This window comes from Streptomyces sp. WZ.A104, assembly GCF_002382885.1.
Taxonomy (GTDB): domain Bacteria; phylum Actinomycetota; class Actinomycetes; order Streptomycetales; family Streptomycetaceae; genus Streptomyces.
In genome coordinates, this window is sequence record NZ_NWVL01000091.1 from 1 (window position 1) to 15,743 (window position 15,743).

The window sequence follows — 15,743 nt, forward strand, 5'->3', positions numbered from 1 at the left end:
CCCGGCCCCGGCCCCGGCGAGGCCGGGCCCCAGCGCCGAGGCGCGGAGTCCGCCCGCGTCGGCCGCGACCGCTCGGGCCCCGCGCGGCCGGCGTCGGCGCATGACGGTGAGGCCGGGAGACCCCGAGGGCGACGTACAGGACAGGCTGCCGGACGGGGGGCTCGTTCCTGACCGCCGACCTCGGCAGTGCGGGTCCGTCGCTGCCCGAGGGAGCGACCTGTCGGCACTTGGTATCCGACGACGCCGATGACGCCACGAGATTCGGGTTCCGCTTGAGTGGCGGAAGGCTGGTCAGGATGCTGACGTTCAACGGGGAACTGCTCTGACGTGCTGTGGGGCCGGTGCGTGTGCGCACCGGCCCCACAGCCGGAGTGTGCCGGTCGAGCAGATCAGTTCAGGTCGAACCGGTCGAGGTCCATGACCTTGGCCCAGGCGGCGACGAAGTCCGTCACGAACTTCTGCCGCGCGTCGTCGCTCGCGTAGACCTCGGCAAGGGCGCGGAGTTCGGAGTTGGAGCCGAAGACCAGGTCGGCGCGCGTGCCGGTCCACTTGACCTTGCCGGTCGCGTCGCGGGCCTCGAACTCGTCCTGCGCCGACGACGTCGACTTCCAGGTGATGCCCAGGTCGAGCAGGTTCACGAAGAAGTCGTTGGTCAGCGTGCCCGGGCGGTCGGTGAGGACGCCGTGCTTCGAGCCGCCGGTGTTGGCGCCCAGCACCCGCAGACCGCCGACCAGGACGGTGGTCTCCGGGGCGCTCAGCGTCAGCAGGTTGGCCCGGTCGAGCAGCAGGTACTCGGCGGGCAGTCGGGTGCCCTTGCCGACGTAGTTGCGGAAGCCGTCGTACGCGGGTTCCAGGGCGGAGAAGGACTCGATGTCCGTCTGCTCCTGCGTGGCGTCGACCCGGCCCGCGGTGAACGGCACCTGTACGTCGACTCCGGCGTCCTTGGCCGCCTGCTCGACGGCCGCGTTGCCCGCGAGGACGATCAGGTCGGCCAGCGAGACCTGCTTTCCGCCCTTGGCGTTGAAGGACTCCTGGAGACCTTCCAGGACGCGCAGGACCTGGGCCAGCTCGTCCGGGTCGTTCGCCTCCCAGCCACGCTGCGGCTCCAGACGGACCCGGGCGCCGTTGGCGCCGCCGCGCTTGTCGCTGCCCCGGAAGGACGCGGCCGAGGCCCAGGCCGCCGAGACCAGCTGCGCCACTGTCAGGTCCGTGGCGAGCACCTGCTCCTTGAGCGCGGTGATCTCCGCGGCGTCCAGCGGCTCCTCGGTGCGCGCGGGCAGGGGGTCCTGCCACAGCAGCACCTCGGAAGGTACCTCCGTGCCCAGGTAGCGCTGGATCGGGCCCATGTCGCGGTGCGTCAGCTTGTACCAGGCGCGGGAGAAGGCGTCCGCGAACTCGTCCGGGTTCTCGTAGAAGCGGCGCGAGATCTGCTCGTAGGCCGGGTCGAAGCGCAGCGACAGGTCGGTGGTGAGCATCTGCGGCTTGTGCTTCTTCGACGCGTCGTGCGCGTCCGGGATGGTCGCCTCCGCGTCCTTGGCGACCCACTGGTGCGCACCGGCCGGGGACTTGGTCAGCTCGTACTCGTAGGCGAAGAGGTTGTGGAAGAACTCGTTGCCCCACTTCGTCGGGGTGCTGGTCCAGGTCACCTCCAGACCGCTGGTGATGGCGTCCCCGCCCTTGCCCGACTTGTACGAGCTGCGCCAGCCCAGGCCCTGCTCCTCCATCGGAGCGCCCTCGGGGTCCGCGCCGACGCTCTCGGCCGGGCCCGCGCCGTGTGTCTTGCCGAAGGTGTGGCCACCGGCGATGAGGGCGACGGTCTCCTCGTCGTTCATCGCCATCCGGCGGAAGGTCTCGCGGATGTCGCGGGCGGCCGCGATCGGGTCCGGGTTGCCGTTGGGGCCTTCGGGATTGACGTAGATCAGGCCCATCTGGACCGCGCCGAGCGGGTTCTCCAGTTCACGGTCGCCGGTGTAGCGCTCGTCGTCGAGCCAGGTGGTCTCCGGGCCCCAGTAGACGTCCTCCTCCGACTCCCAGACGTCCTCGCGGCCGCCGGCGAAGCCGAAGGTCTTGAAGCCCATGGTCTCCAGGGCGACGTTGCCGGTGAGGATCAGCAGGTCGGCCCAGGACAGCGCCTGGCCGTACTTCTTCTTGACCGGCCACAGCAGACGGCGGGCCTTGTCCAGGTTGCCGTTGTCCGGCCAGCTGTTCAGCGGGGCGAAGCGCTGCTGACCGGCGCCCGCGCCACCGCGGCCGTCGCTGATGCGGTACGTGCCCGCGCTGTGCCAGGCCATCCGGATCATCAGCGGTCCGTAGTTGCCGAAGTCGGCGGGCCACCAGTCCTGCGACGTGGTGAGCACCTCGGCGATGTCCCGCTTCACCGCGGGCAGGTCGAGCGACTGGAACGCGGCCGCGTAGTCGAAGTCCGCACCGAGCGGGTTCGCCACGGCGGGGTTCTTGGCAAGGATCTTCAGATTGAGGCGGTCCGGCCACCACTGGCGGTTCCCCCCGCCCTGAGTGGGGTGCGCCGCGCGGCCGTGGGCCACGGGGCAGCCGACCGCCTGCGCCTCGGGCACCTCCGGGACGGCCGTCTCGGGCGAATCCGGGGTGACGGGATCAAAGACATGCGACTCGTGATTGTCGGTCATGGGAAATCCTTCCGGACCCGGCGGGTCGTGGGGGCGCTGAACGGGGGAGGAGGATTCGGGCCGTGCAGGTGGGGGCACGCTGTTTCCAGGATCTCGCGCGGGCCGTCCGAGTGCCTCGCGGACCACCGGACCGGACGGTCCCGGCCGTGCGACGAGGGCGGTGCTCGACCGGCGGTCTCCCGTCACGTGTCTCTGCTGCCGTACCGGAGTCTTCCTGTCTCTATCTCTTGGATGTCGCCGAGATCGATCCTACAATGGACTTCGTCCAAGTCAAGAAGTGCGCTAAAACCATAACGGCCGGGGCGTGGCGTCACCGGATCCTGCCGGGGGCCGCGTGTCTCCAGGTGTCTCCAGCGAAGCGAAGCAGGTGAAACGAGATGAGCGACCTCCTTCAGCGGCTGCGCGGCCGTGGCTGGCGGCTGACCTCACAGCGGCGTGTCGTCGCGGAGGTCCTCGACGGCGACCACGTGCACCTGACGGCGGACGAGGTGCACCTGCGGGCCGCCGCGCGACTGCCCGAGATCTCCCGCGCGACCGTCTACAACACGCTGGGGGAGCTCGTCGTGCTCGGCGAGGTGCTGGAGGTCTCCACCGTGGGCCGGGCCAAGCGCTACGACCCGAACGCGCGCCGCCCCCATCAGCACCTGGTGTGCTCCGGCTGCGGCACGGTGCGCGACGTCCACCCGTCCGGCGACGCCATCGGTGACCTGCCCGAGGCCGAGCGGTTCGGGTTCGCCGTCGGGTCGGTGGAGATCACCTATCGCGGCTTGTGCCCGGCCTGCGCCTGACCGCGGCGGTGTCACGCCCCCAGGGGAACCCGGCTACACAGCAGCATCGACAGTGCCGACAGCCGACGGTGCCGACAGCATCCGGGCACTCGGGCGCTCGGGCAGCTTTCGGGTGGCCGCCGGCCGCTCCCGCTCCCACCGTCCGCGCGGCCGGGGGCGCATGACGCAGGCTGTCACACACGCCCGGGCGTGCGTGAGGTGTCGCCCCTGCCCGACGTGCCGGAGGGAGTCCTGCCCCATGGCGCCACCTCCGGCAGTGCCGCGATACTGCGGGCCCAACCGTTCTGTGGAATCTCTCGAAAGGGCCCACGTGACGCACCGGTTTCCCGCAATCACCCGGCTCGGCCTCGGCGGCGTGACGCTCCTGCTCGTTCTCGCGGGCTCCGCCCTGCCTGCCACGGCGTCGCCTGCCACAGCGACCCCCGCCGGCGCCGACCGCAGCACCGTACAGCCCACCGTCGAGGAGCAGCGCCTCGACCGGGCCGCCCCGCAGGAGATCCTGCGGCGCAGCGGATTCGACGTCCTCGCCCCGCGCTTCGCCCGTGCCCTGGAGGGCACCCGCAGCTACGCGCGGACGGAGCGGCTGGTGACGCGCCACGCCTCGGCGCTGTGGCGGCGGGCCGTGGACCGAGCCCAGGGCCGCGGACCCGCCAGGGGTGACCTGAGCCGGGGCGATGACCGCCCGTTGTACTGGGCACGGCTCGCCCTCAGCCGCGAACTGCGTACATGGACACCTCGGTTCGGGCTGGACGACCAGCAGCGCAGGGCCCTGCTCACCGCGCTGGAGACCTCTTCGCGCGGCGAGGAGGACATCCGCCATCCCGGCCGTCAGGTGAAGCGGGTCCTCATCACCGGCTTCGACCCGTTCACGTTGGACAGGGACGTCCGGATCGGCAATCCCTCGGGCGCCAGCGCGCTCGCCCTGGACGGCACCCTGGTGCACACCGCCAAGGGCCCGGCCCGGATAGAGGCTGTCATCTTCCCGGTGCGCTGGACGGACTTCGCCGAGGGAGCGGTCGAACGGGCCCTCGCCCGGCACCTGCCGCACCTGGACGCCTTCACCACCATCAGCCAGGGCCGCCCGGGCCGATTCGACGTGGAGCGCACCAACGGCGCCTGGCGCGGTGGCTTCCCGGACAACGAGAACCTCGTCCGCACCGGGACCGTCCCCGTCACCGACCCCGCGTCGCAGCCGCAGTGGACCTCCACCACCCTCCCGTACCGTCGGCTCACCGAGGCGGACACGGGCCGCTTCCCGGTGTACGACAACACCGAGGTCACCGAGATCCCGGCGGGCGCGACCCAGCCGGTGACCAGGCGGGAAGGGCCCACTCCCGGTTCCACCGCGCGGGCCGGGGGCGGGGGCGACTACCTCTCAAACGAGATCGCCTACCGGGCCACCCTGCTGCGCGACCGGATGGGGCTCTCGAAGCTGCCCGGCGGTCATCTGCACACGCCGGTCCTGACCTTCGGAGCGGGGAACGAGAACCCGGCGACGGGCGGTGTCACCGACCCGGACTTCGAGCGCAACCGCTCGGACATCGTGCGGCAGATACGGGCACTGGTGAAGACGGCGGTGAGCGCGGCCCCTTGAGCCCGCGCCCCCTGCGGTCCAGCCGTAGCGCATCGGCAGCGCCACCGGCGGCCGTCCAGCAGTACCCGTCGACGTAACCATCGCTGGGAGGGTGGCGGTGCCGGTGGGGCCGACAACTGCGATGATCCAGGGGTCCACACATTCCCCCTGAAGCACGTTCCCGCTCTCATGGGGCGGGGCTGACCGGAGGCACGCTGACATGACCGGGAAACGGGACCGCTGGGCGGAACTGACCGGCGGACGGGCCGGAGAGCAGTACGCCCGGCGTTTCGCGCGGCTTGCCGAATCGGGGCACGACATCCACGGCGAGGCCGCGTTCTGCGACGCGCTGCTGGAGCCTGCCGCCCGGGTGCTCGACGCCGGCTGCGGCACCGGAAGGGTGGCGATCCGGCTCGCCGAACTGGGTCACCGCTGCACCGGCGTGGACGTCGACTCCTCGATGCTCGCCGTCGCCCGCCGCGAGGCCCCCGCGCAGGAGTGGCTCCTCGGGGACCTGGCCCGCACGGACTCCCTCGGGCTGGAGCCGGATTTCGACCTGGTGCTCGCCGCCGGGAACGTCATCCCTCTCCTGGCCGCAGGCACCGAAGCGGATGTCATCGGGCAGCTGTCCGCCCTGCTGCGGCCCGGCGGGCTGCTGGTCACGGGGATGGGACTGGACGCCGCGCACCTGCCCCTGACCGAAGCGCCCTTCGGTCTCGCGGACTTCGACGAGTGGTGTGTGCGGGCCGGACTGGCCCTGCGGCAGCGCTACGCGACCTGGAGCGGCGACCCCTACGTCCCGGGCTGCGGTTACGCCGTCAGTGTGCACGTCTGCCCTGCCCGCGAGGGTGGTGTCGCTTGATCGTTCCCGGACGGGGTAGCGAAGCGGTATGACCACTGACAAAACCTCTCCCGCTCCCGGCGGCTACACCCAGCCGGAGCTCGACGTCCGGGCGCTGACCGAGGTGCTCGACGGCGAGTACGCCGAGGTCCGCGATCTGGTCCGGAGCAACCTGGTGGCGCACGCCTCGGTTCTCGACGAGGCCGACGAGCTCGGCATCGACGCGTACCGCGAGCGGGTGCGCGAACTCGTGGTCGAGATGGCGGCCACGGGGCAGACCGGTATGGGCTTCCCGAGGCAGTACGGCGGGGGCGGCGACGTCGGGGCCTCGATCGCCGCGTTCGAGACGCTCGCCTTCGGCGATCTGTCGGTGCTGGTGAAGGTCGGTGTGCAGTTCGGGCTCTTCGGCGGCGCGATCCTGCATCTGGGCACCGAGCGCCACCACGACGCCTATCTGCCGGACCTGATCACCGGGAAGCTGATGGGATGCTTCGCGATGACCGAGACCGGGCACGGCTCGAATGTGCAGGCGCTCGGCACGGTCGCCCGGTACGACGCCGCCGAGCAGGAGTTCGTCATCACCACCGAGGGCGACCAGGCGCGCAAGGACTACATCGGCAACGCGGCCCGCCACGGTGAACTGGCGGTCGTCTTCGCCCAGCTGGAGGTGGGCGGGGCGGCCGAGGGCGTGCACGCGTTCGTCGTACCGATCCGGGTCGGCGGCGAGGTGGCGCCCGGCGTCGGCATCGAGGACGACGGCCGCAAGATGGGCCTCAACGGCGTGGACAACGGGCGCATCCGGTTCGACGGTGTGCGGGTGCCCCGCGAGGCGCTGCTCAACCGGTTCGCCGACGTCACTCCGGAAGGCGTCTACCGGAGCACGATCGACAACCCCGACCGCCGCTTCTTCACCATGCTCGGCACCCTGGTCCAGGGGCGGGTCAGCGTCGGCGGCGCCGGAGTCGGCGCCGCGAAGGTCGCCCTGGCGGTCGCCACGAAGTACGCCCTGCGGCGCCGCCAGTTCGCGGCGAGCTCGCAGGGGGAGGAGCAACTGCTCCTCGACTACGGTCTGCATCAGCGCCGTCTGCTGCCGCTCATCGCGCGTACGTACGCACTGCACTTCGCGCAGGATGTCGTACGCACGCAGCTGCACGACGTCTTCTCCGGCATCGAGGACGACCCGCAGGCGCGGCGCCGCCTGGAGTCACGGGCCGCCGGAACCAAGGCGCTCGGCACCTGGCACGCCACCCGGGTGATCCAGGAGTGCCGCGAGGCCTGCGGCGGCGCCGGCTATCTCGCCGTCAACCGGTTCGCCGCTCTCAAGGCCGACAGCGACATCTTCACCACCTTCGAGGGCGACAACCACGTCCTGCTCCAGCTCGTCGCCAAGGGCCTGCTCACTGACTACGCGAGCGAGTTCGAGGACCTGGACCAGCTCGGCATGGTCCGCTACGTCACCAACCTCGCCGTCGAGACGGTCATCGAGAAGACGTCGGCCCACAAACTGCTCGAACGGGTACGTGATCTGCTGCCCGGCGGCGACGCGTGGGACCAGGAAGCGGGCCTGCTCGACTCGGAGTACCAGCTCGCCATGGTCCGCTACCGCGAGGAGCACCTGCTCGCCGGGGTGGCCCGCAGGCTCAAGAGCGGAATCGACCGGAAGCGCGATGCGGGCGCTGTCTTCTCCGAGGTGCAGGACCATGTCATCGCCGTCGCCCACGCCCATGTCGAGCGGCTGGTGCTGGAGGCCTTCGTCGAGAAGGTGCGTACGCTGCCCGAGGGCGGCAACAAGGTCGCGCTGGGCCTGCTGTGCGACCTGTTCGCCCTGTCGACGATCGAGGCGGACCGGGCGTGGTTCATGGAACACGGCCGGCTGACCGTCCAGCGTTCCAAGGCGATCACCCGTGAGGTGAACGACCTCTGCCGCAAGGTCCGGCCCCTGGCGGGCGCCCTCGTCGACGCCTGGGGTGTCCCGGCCGTCATGCTGCGGGCTCCGGACCTGGTGGGCTGAACCGGAACACAGCGGTGGCCGTGGCCCCGGGCCCGGGAGGGCGCGACGAGCGGCACCGCCGGTCGGCGGCTCCAGCGCGTGGGCGGCGGGGACTCATGGGCCGCCAACCGTACTGAGGAGGAAACCGGTTGAGAGGGGCGTCGATCAGTCCGTCACCGTGCTCACTTCCGGTGAGCGTGAGGCGCCCGCGCTGCCCGTACCGCCTGCCGGGGAGGGCTGCTCCGGGGACGCCGTCGCCCTGAGCACCAGCGTCACGCAGTACGCCTCCAGCCGTTCGCGCGGCACGTCGAGCGTGCCGTGCAGCCACCCCGCGAAGAGGTTCGCCAGGCCGCCGACCAGGGCGTGCGCGGCCATGCGGCGTTCGATGCCGTCCCCCGTGCCGGAGAGCTGACCGCCCACGAGGCCGGTGAACACCGGCACGAGCCGATGACTGCGGGCCCCGAGGACCGGGTCGGCGAAAGGTTCCAGGAGCAGCAGGCGGCCCTTGTGCGGCGCGTCCAGGACCAGGGCGACGAAGGCGGAGACAGCGGCCCGGGCCCGGACGTCGCGCCGTGGCTCACTGAGCGCCACGGCTTCCTCCAGGGCCCGCCTGGCCTCGTCGGCGACCCGCTCGAAGGCTGCGAGGAGCAAGTCGTCGCGTCCGGTGAAGCTCTCGTAGAAGTAGCGGTCCGTCAGGCGCGCCCGCCTGCACACGGACCGGACCGTGACGGCCGCGCACCCCTCCTCGCCGGCCAGGCGTTCGGCGGTGTCCAGCAGGATCCGGCGGCGGGCCGCGCGACGGTCGGCGAGTTTCGTCCCGCCCCAGCTCCGTTCCGTCAACTCCGGCCCTCCCGTTCTCCGTCGCTCGATCTCCGGTGACCCTCCTCGCCGGTCGATTGACGACAGCCGTCCGCGGATTCTAACCTGATGACAGGTGTCCTCAGTATCGGAGGTGCACGGGACAGTGCCAGCTCACGGACCGGACCCGACCCACCCGACCGAACCAACTGAACCGACCGGCCCGAGAGCCGTGGAACCCCTCGGCCCCGACTCCCTCACCTGGCGCTGGTTCGGCGACTGGAGGGGCCTTCTCCTCGCCCCCTGGGCCGGATCCATGCAGAACATGCACCCCGAGCTCGGCGCGGGCGTCGCCGAGCACTCGCGGTTCTTCGAGGAGCGCTGGGAGCGCCTCCTCCGCTCGTTGTACCCGATCGGCGGAGTGGTCTACGACGGCCCGCTCGCCGCCCGTACGGCCCGCCAAGTGCGCGGCTACCACGCCTCGATCAGCGGGGTCGACCGGCGCGGCCGCCCGTATCACGCGCTCAACCCGGACACGTTCTACTGGGCGCACGCCACGTTCTTCATGCTGACCGTGCAGGTGGCCGAGCGCTTCGGCGGCGGGCTCACCGAGGCGCAGCGGCACACGCTCTTCGACGAGCACGTCCGCTGGTACGCGCTGTACGGCCTCTCCATGAAGCCCGTTCCCCGAAGTTGGGAGGAGTTCCAGCGGTACTGGGACCACATGTGCGCCGACGTCCTGGAGGACAACCGGCCGGCCCGTGACGTCCTGAACATGCGCCGCATCTCCCGGCCGCCCCTCCTACGGTGGCTGCCGTCGCCGCTGTGGGCCCTCGTCCGCATCCCGATGGTCCGGCTGATGGTGTGGGTGACGATCGGCATGTATCCGCAGGCCGTAAGGGAACGCCTCGGGCTCCGCTGGACGCCCCTGGACGAACGGCTGCTGCGCATGCTGGGCCGACTGGTGCACCATGCCTGGCGATGCGTTCCCGAGCGTCGCCGCTTCCACCCGCGCGCCCGTGCGGGCTGGGACCGCGAGCGGGGCCGACCGACGAAGGGCCCTGTGGAGACGCCCGCCCGGAACCTGCCGCCCGAAGGGCGGCGCGGGCTTCGGCAGCACTACGTACCGGAGAGCTGACCGCCCGCGCCCCCCCGTCGGACCGCCCCGGCGGGTTCCGGGCCGCCCGTCCGGGTCAGCCCCGCGTCAGCACGGTGGCCTCCGTGCCCCAGCCGAGTGCGACGGTCCGCACGACCTCCCAGCCCGACCGTTCCGCGAGGGCGGCGATCGCGGCCGAGTCGCGCAGCGGGCTGCCGGTCGCGGCGTACGCGAGCAACGCCGCCTCGGCCGCGTGCGGGCTCAGGCCGTCGGGGCGGGAGGCCTCGACGAGGACCACCGTCCGGGTCCAGCCGGCGAGCCGGGTGAGGAGCTGTGCGGCCTCCTCGTCGGTGCGGTGGGCCAGCGCCTTCGCGGCGACGGCGACATCGGCGGGCCCTGCCGTCCAGTCGATCCGTTCCGGCGCGGAGACGTGTCCGCGCAGCACCGCGGCCGGTGTGCCGTCCTCCACCACGCGCAGCCGAGGCCGCAGCCCGGCGTCGTCGAGAGCGGCGACCATCGAGGCGCTGCCGGGACCGGTCAGGAGGCAGCTCCCGACGCCCTCCCAGAGCGGGTCCGCCGTCAGGCCGTTCAGCAGGAAGACCAACTGTTCGCACTCCCCGACCAGTTCGCCGTAGCGCTCCGCGTCGCGGGTCACCGCGTCGTGCAGGGTGGTGCCCGAGGCGAGCCGCCAGGGGGACGTGGCGTTCCGGAGCGAGGGGGCGAGGTGGGTGAGGGCGAGCAGCAGCTCGGCCTCGTGGCCGGTGTACTCCTCGCGCTCGTGGTCGTCGAGCAGTTCTTCGCCCGCCGCGCCGAGGCGCAGCCCGGTCTCGTCGTCGGCGCCGATGACCACGTCGTACGAGGCGAGCAGCGGAAGCAGTACGTCGATCCCCGCTCTCGGCACGCCCAGGCGGGTCGCGAGCGCGGCGGGCGAAAGGCCCGGCGCGTCGGCCACCGCGTCGACGAGACCGAGTCGCAGTGCGGCCCGAGCGACCAGCCACGGCAGCGGCGAGGGGATCGGACCGGCGGCGGCGCCCTGCGCGCCGACATCGGCCGCGCCCTCCGCCTCCGGCGTCGTCGCCTCCTCGCGGTGCCAGTAACCCGTGATGTTCAGGCGGTCCTTCGGGAGATTCCGTTCGCGCTGGAGATACCGGCGTACGGGAAGCAGCGCCCGGCTCTCCGCCGCGGCCCAGGCGTACCCCTCACCCGCCGGCACCGGCAGCGCGCGGACCGCGGCGTCCAGTGCCGCCGCGTCCCCCGGCTCCGCGACCGCCCAGGTGACCGTGTCGCCGTCGCGCAGGGCCAGTTCCTGGCGGGCCGAGTCGTCCGAGACGGTGACCAGGACATGGGCCGGGGCGTCGAGCGGACGCTCGTCGAGGAAGCGGCCGATCGCGGGCAGTGCCGTCTCGTCCCCGATGAGAAGGATCCAGTCCAGCTGTTCCGGCAGCCGGAGCGACGACTTGGGCCCCACGAACCACAGCTCGTCGCCCTCCCGCGCCGACGCGGCCCAGGCCTCCGCGGGCCCCTCGCCGTGCACCACGAAGTCGAGGTGCAGCTCTCCTGCCCGCTGGTCCACCCGCCGGGGCGTGTAGTCGCGGGTCAGCCGGTGTTCGGCCGGGGTCCACTCGATGCCGTGCGGCAACTGGGCGGGGAGCGCCGCGTGGACGTTCCCGTCGGCGGCGAGGATCAGCTTGATGTGGTCGTCGAACCCGGGCGCGGCGAAGGCGGGATGGTCGGTTCCGTCGCGGGTGAAGGCGGCGAGGTCCTCGCCTCCGAGGACGACGCGCCGCATTCGGGGGGTCACCTCATGGACACGGCGGACGGTGACCCGGCGCAGGACGAGGGGGTGCGTCGTGTACGCACGCTGGGCGGCCATCAGGAGAACTTCTTCTCGATGACGTCGAGCAGGGCCATCGACTCGTCGTAGTCGCCGCGCAGCACCCAGTACGGCAGGTCATAGGCGTGGTTCGTCTTGAAGGCGGGCAGCGCGCTGTAGACGGGGTTCTTCTTCAGCGTGGCGACGTCGGTGGTGTCCGCGTTGAAGCCCATGACGAAGACGGACGGCTGGGTGATCGTCTGACCCACCTTCTCGGTCGACAGTTCGAACATGTCACCGCCCTGCCCGTACACCTTGAAACCGCCCTTCGCGAAGACGGGCGCCGGCTCGATGCCGACCTTCTTCAACTCGGTGGGCAGGCCCACGCTCTCCACCAGGCCGTAGGCGGTGCCGTCGCCGGTGAGGGCGAGGAACGACACGGGACCGGGCGGCGGTGTGATCGACTCCTTCACCTCGGTGATCCGCTTGTCGTACGCGGCCAGGTGCTTCTCGTAGACGTCGGCCTTGCCGAACACGTCGTCGGCGAGGAAGGAGAACTGGCTCCGCCAGTCGCCGAGCTTCTTGCCCACGAGCACGGTGGGAGCGATGCCGGAGAGGTCGTCGTACACCTTCTCCGCCTGGAACAGCGGGAAGCCGATGCCGCCGCCGACGATGAGGTCGGGCTCCAGGGCGAGGATCGCCTCCAGGTCGAAGCCGTCGACGCTCCACGGCAGGAAGGTCGTGCCGTCCTCCTTCGCCTCCTTCTCCCAGTACGGGGAGAACTCGCCCTTCCCGTCGGCGTCCTCGGGGATCGTGGCGCGCACCGGCACGTCGAGGTCGTAGAGGTACCCGGCGAGAGCGTGGTTCAGCACGACCACGCGCTTGGGCGCGGTCGGTACCTTCACCTTGCCGTAGTCGGTCGTGACGGTACGGGACTTGGCGGCGGACCCCTTGTCCCCGTCGTCCGACGGGCCGGAGGCCGAGCATCCGGTGAGGGCCAGCGTGGCGACGAGCGCTACGGCGAGAAGGCGGGCAGGAGCAGACATGGGACCTCATGTGGCTGGGCAGGCTCGAACAGTCGAGCTGTATTGGTAAGGTGAGGCTAACCTCGCTGGTTCCGCTGCGTTGATCCGAGTGCGACATCGCTGGTGACGGACACGACGCATCGCACACAACGGGAGGCACGCTTGCCGATGACATCCCTCGGCACCGTGGTCGCCGAGAACGCCATCCGCTTCCTCGGTCACGACACGCATCAGCACGACGAGCCGCACCTCGTCTACGTGGTCAGCGGCAACGCCCGCCTGTCCGCCGACGGTGAGGAGTGGCGGCTCGGACGCCACGAGGCCCTCTGGCTCGCTCCCCGCGTACCGCACGCGCTGCGGATAGAGCCGGGCGGTATGGCGCTCGGCCCCTTGCTCAACGCCTCTGACCAGCCACGATGCCGGGTGCAGCCGCTCGGGGCGGTCCCCGCGATCGTCGAGGTCATGACCACCACACTCGGTGCCGCGCCGACCACGGCGGAGCAGGTCGGGCCGTTCCGCCAGGCGCTGGGGCGTGTGCTGAAGGGCATCTCCCGGCAGTACTTCCCCGTCGTGCTGCCCGCCCATCCCGCAGTGCGCGCACTCGCCCGCGAGGCCCTGCGCACCCCCGCCGTGACGCTGGAGGAGCTCGCCGCACAGCACCGGATGAGCGCTCGCCAGGTGCAGCGCGTCTTCCTCGACGAGACCGGACTGCCCTTCACACGGTGGCGGAACAGGGCCAGGATGAACGCCGCCGTCGAACACCTCCGCGGCGGAGGTGAGCTGACGGCCGCGGCCAGAGCGGCCGGATACGCGACCCGGGCCGGACTGCTGCGCGCGCTGAGCCGCGAGTCCGGGGTGCCGGTGAGCGCGCTCACCACGGACGCGGTGGGGGCGCTCGGCGGCCGCTGAACCGGTAGCCGGGCAGTCGGTTCGAGCCGTTCAAGCAGTTCAAGCAGTTCATGTACGTCGATCACGCACGGCACTTCCGGCTGTCCGGTGGCGGATCGCTCAGGGAGGTTCGATGCCACAGGCGCTCGCGACGACGACCGCGCCCCCACCACCCACCGTGTCGTCGTGGTCGTCGCGTCGCAGGGCGCACCGGCTCCTCGGCCTGGGCATCGCCGTCGGCGCGCTCCTCGTCGCGGTGGTGCTCAGTGTCGCGATCGGCTCGGCGATGCTTCCCCTCGACGTGGTGTGGCAGGCGCTGACCGCCCCCGACGGCTCCGCCTCGCACGCCACGGTCAGCGAAGCCCGCGTGGACCGCACGCTGCTCGGCATCGTCGTCGGCGTCTCCCTGGGCGTGGCGGGAGCGCTCATGCAGGCCCTGACCCGCAACCCGCTGGCCGACCCGGGAGTCCTCGGCGTCAACGCGGGCGCGGGATTCGCCGTCACTCTGGGCGTGGCCGTCTTCGGCCTCACCCGCATCGAGCAGTACCTGCCCTTCGCCTTCGTCGGCGCCGTCGCCGGTTCGGCGGTGGTCTACCTCGCCGCGAGCGGCGGACGCGGCGGGCCCTCGCCGCTGCGGCTCACCCTCGTCGGGGTGGCCTTCACGGCGGTGCTGGCCGGGGTTTCCCACACCCTCGCCCTGATCGACACGGAGACCTTCGACCGTATGAGGTTCTGGGGAGCGGGCACCATCACCGACCGTCCGACAGGCACCGCCGGTGACATCGTGCCCTTCGTGCTGGCGGGCCTGCTGGTCGCTGCCTGCTGTGCGCGCCCGCTCAACGCGATCGCGCTCGGCGACGACGCCGCGCGGGCGGTCGGGCTGCGGGTCGGCGCCACCCGGTGCGGTGTGGTGATCGCGGTGGCCCTGCTGTGCGGTGCCGCGACGGCCGCCGCGGGCCCGCTGATGTTCGTCGGCCTCATGGTGCCGCACGCCGTGCGGTGGCTCACCGGGCCCGACTGGCGCTGGATCCTTGCCTACTCCGCCGTCCTCGCCCCGGTGATCGTGCTGGCCGCCGATGTGCTGGGCCGGCTGATCGTGAACCCCGCCGAGCTGCCGGTCGGCGTCATGATGCCGCTCATCGGCGCGCCCGTGCTGATCCTGCTGGTGCGCGGAAGCCGGGTGAGGTCCCTGTGAACGGGGTGTTCGTCCTCAGGGCGGGGCCCCTGAGCCTGAGAGCGACGCGCCGCGCGGTCGTCGTCTGCGGGCTGCTGGGCATCACGCTGGTCGCGCTGGCCCTGTGGGCCTTCACCCTCGGCAGCTACCCACTGAGCCTCGGCGACCTGACCGCGGTGATGTCGGGCACGGCCAGGAACAGTGTCCGTACCGTCGTCCTGGAGTGGCGGGCGCCGCGCATCGTCGCCGCCGTACTGTTCGGCGCCGCCCTCGCCGTCGGCGGCGCGATCTTCCAGTCCCTGACCCGCAACCCGCTCGGCAGCCCGGACGTCATCGGCTTCACCACCGGCTCCTATACCGGTGTCGTCGTCATGCTGCTCGTGGGCGCGAGCAGCTACCCGGCGCTCGCTGCGGGCGCGCTCGCCGGCGGACTCGTCACCGCCCTCGTCGTGTATCTGCTGGCGTTCCGCCGGGGTGTCCGGGGCTTCCGGCTCATCATCGTGGGCATCGCGGTCGGTGCGCTGCTGTCCTCGGTCAATACGTGGTTCTCGGTGAAGGCCGATGTGGACACCGCGCTGAGGGCCGCGGTCTGGGGCGCCGGCTCCCTGAGCGCCATCGGGTGGCCCGCCGTCATGATGGCCGCCGCCCTGACCGCGGGCGTCGCCCTGGCGGCCCCGGTGGCCCAACGCCGGATGCGCAGGCTCGAACTGGGCGACGACACGGCGACGATGCTGGGAGTGCCCGTCGAACGCACCAAGCTGCTGCTGGTCGTCCTCGGCGTGACGGCGACAGCGGCGGTGACCGCCGCGGCGGGCCCCATCGCCTTCGTCGCCCTGGCGGCGCCGCAGATCGCCCGCCGCCTCACCGGGCGCGGAACCTCCGTCGACCTCGTCGGCTCGGCGCTCGTCGGCGCGGTCCTGCTGCTCGGCGCCGACATCGCGGCGCAGCACGCGATTCCGGGCGTGATACTGCCTACCGGCGCGGTCACGGTGTGCGTCGGCGGGGCGTATCTGCTGGTACTGCTGGTGCGGGAGTCCAGACGGGGGCTGTAGGGGTGTCGTGCCCGGTTGAGTTCCCCGTGCGGGACCCGCCTGGCTCCGCCGTACCGCCCT

Annotated in this window: 12 protein-coding genes; 8 read left to right on the forward strand and 4 right to left on the reverse strand. The window is 71.8% G+C overall.

Translation table 11 applies throughout. From position 1 onward, the window contains the following. Positions 1 to 389: 389 nt before the first annotated feature. Positions 390 to 2,645 carry a catalase/peroxidase HPI gene (katG, locus tag CIB93_RS32530; RefSeq protein ID WP_096632154.1) on the reverse strand — a complete coding sequence of 752 codons (2,256 nt, stop codon included), beginning with the start codon at positions 2,643 to 2,645 and terminating at the stop codon, positions 390 to 392. 377 nt (positions 2,646 to 3,022) lie between these two features. Here katG and CIB93_RS32535 point away from each other — a divergent pair, with 377 nt between their 5' ends. From CIB93_RS32535 to CIB93_RS32550, 4 genes are all read left to right on the forward strand, one after another. Then, complete coding sequence (locus CIB93_RS32535) at positions 3,023 to 3,433, forward strand: Fur family transcriptional regulator (RefSeq protein WP_096632156.1); 411 nt, start codon at positions 3,023 to 3,025, stop codon at positions 3,431 to 3,433. 310 nt (positions 3,434 to 3,743) lie between these two features. Beyond that, positions 3,744 to 5,027 (forward strand): pyroglutamyl peptidase, encoded by a 1,284-nt coding sequence (locus CIB93_RS32540; RefSeq protein ID WP_096632157.1) that lies wholly within the window; start codon positions 3,744 to 3,746, stop codon positions 5,025 to 5,027. A gap of 199 nt (positions 5,028 to 5,226) precedes the next feature. Continuing rightward, positions 5,227 to 5,868, forward strand: coding sequence for a bifunctional 2-polyprenyl-6-hydroxyphenol methylase/3-demethylubiquinol 3-O-methyltransferase UbiG (locus CIB93_RS32545; RefSeq protein ID WP_096632159.1), 642 nt, complete (start codon positions 5,227 to 5,229; stop codon positions 5,866 to 5,868). A gap of 28 nt (positions 5,869 to 5,896) precedes the next feature. Beyond that, entirely contained in the window at positions 5,897 to 7,858 is a 1,962-nt protein-coding gene (locus CIB93_RS32550; RefSeq protein ID WP_096632160.1) for an acyl-CoA dehydrogenase, read from the forward strand. Positions 7,859 to 8,002: 144 nt separating this feature from the next. Here the strand turns inward: CIB93_RS32550 and CIB93_RS32555 are convergent, their stop codons facing one another. Continuing rightward, entirely contained in the window at positions 8,003 to 8,677 is a 675-nt protein-coding gene (locus tag CIB93_RS32555) for a TetR/AcrR family transcriptional regulator (RefSeq protein ID WP_096632162.1), read from the reverse strand. A 94-nt stretch (positions 8,678 to 8,771) separates the two neighbouring features. On the opposite strand from CIB93_RS32555, the gene CIB93_RS32560 reads away from it, so the two are divergent. Then, on the forward strand, positions 8,772 to 9,773 hold the full coding sequence (locus tag CIB93_RS32560; RefSeq protein WP_373558824.1) for an oxygenase MpaB family protein: 1,002 nt from the start codon (positions 8,772 to 8,774) through the stop codon (positions 9,771 to 9,773). Positions 9,774 to 9,828: 55 nt separating this feature from the next. Here CIB93_RS32560 and CIB93_RS32565 read toward each other — a convergent pair whose 3' ends face one another. After that, on the reverse strand, positions 9,829 to 11,604 hold the full coding sequence (locus CIB93_RS32565; protein WP_096632165.1) for a siderophore-interacting protein: 1,776 nt from the start codon (positions 11,602 to 11,604) through the stop codon (positions 9,829 to 9,831). Then, positions 11,604 to 12,590 carry an ABC transporter substrate-binding protein gene (locus CIB93_RS32570; protein WP_096632166.1) on the reverse strand — a complete coding sequence of 329 codons (987 nt, stop codon included), beginning with the start codon at positions 12,588 to 12,590 and terminating at the stop codon, positions 11,604 to 11,606. Before CIB93_RS32570 ends, CIB93_RS32565 begins: the two co-directional genes overlap by 1 nt. A 147-nt stretch (positions 12,591 to 12,737) precedes the next feature. Between CIB93_RS32570 and CIB93_RS32575 the strand changes: the two genes are divergently transcribed. From CIB93_RS32575 to CIB93_RS32585, 3 genes are all read left to right on the forward strand, one after another. Then, the gene (locus CIB93_RS32575) at positions 12,738 to 13,478 is read left to right on the forward strand and encodes an AraC family transcriptional regulator (protein ID WP_096632168.1); all 741 of its coding nucleotides are present in this window, start codon (positions 12,738 to 12,740) and stop codon (positions 13,476 to 13,478) included. 112 nt (positions 13,479 to 13,590) lie between these two features. After that, positions 13,591 to 14,652 (forward strand): iron chelate uptake ABC transporter family permease subunit, encoded by a 1,062-nt coding sequence (locus CIB93_RS32580; protein WP_096632169.1) that lies wholly within the window; start codon positions 13,591 to 13,593, stop codon positions 14,650 to 14,652. Then, positions 14,649 to 15,683: an iron chelate uptake ABC transporter family permease subunit gene (locus tag CIB93_RS32585; protein ID WP_096632171.1), complete on the forward strand. Its 1,035-nt coding sequence runs from the start codon at positions 14,649 to 14,651 to the stop codon at positions 15,681 to 15,683. Before CIB93_RS32580 ends, CIB93_RS32585 begins: the two co-directional genes overlap by 4 nt. Positions 15,684 to 15,743: the final 60 nt, after the last annotated feature.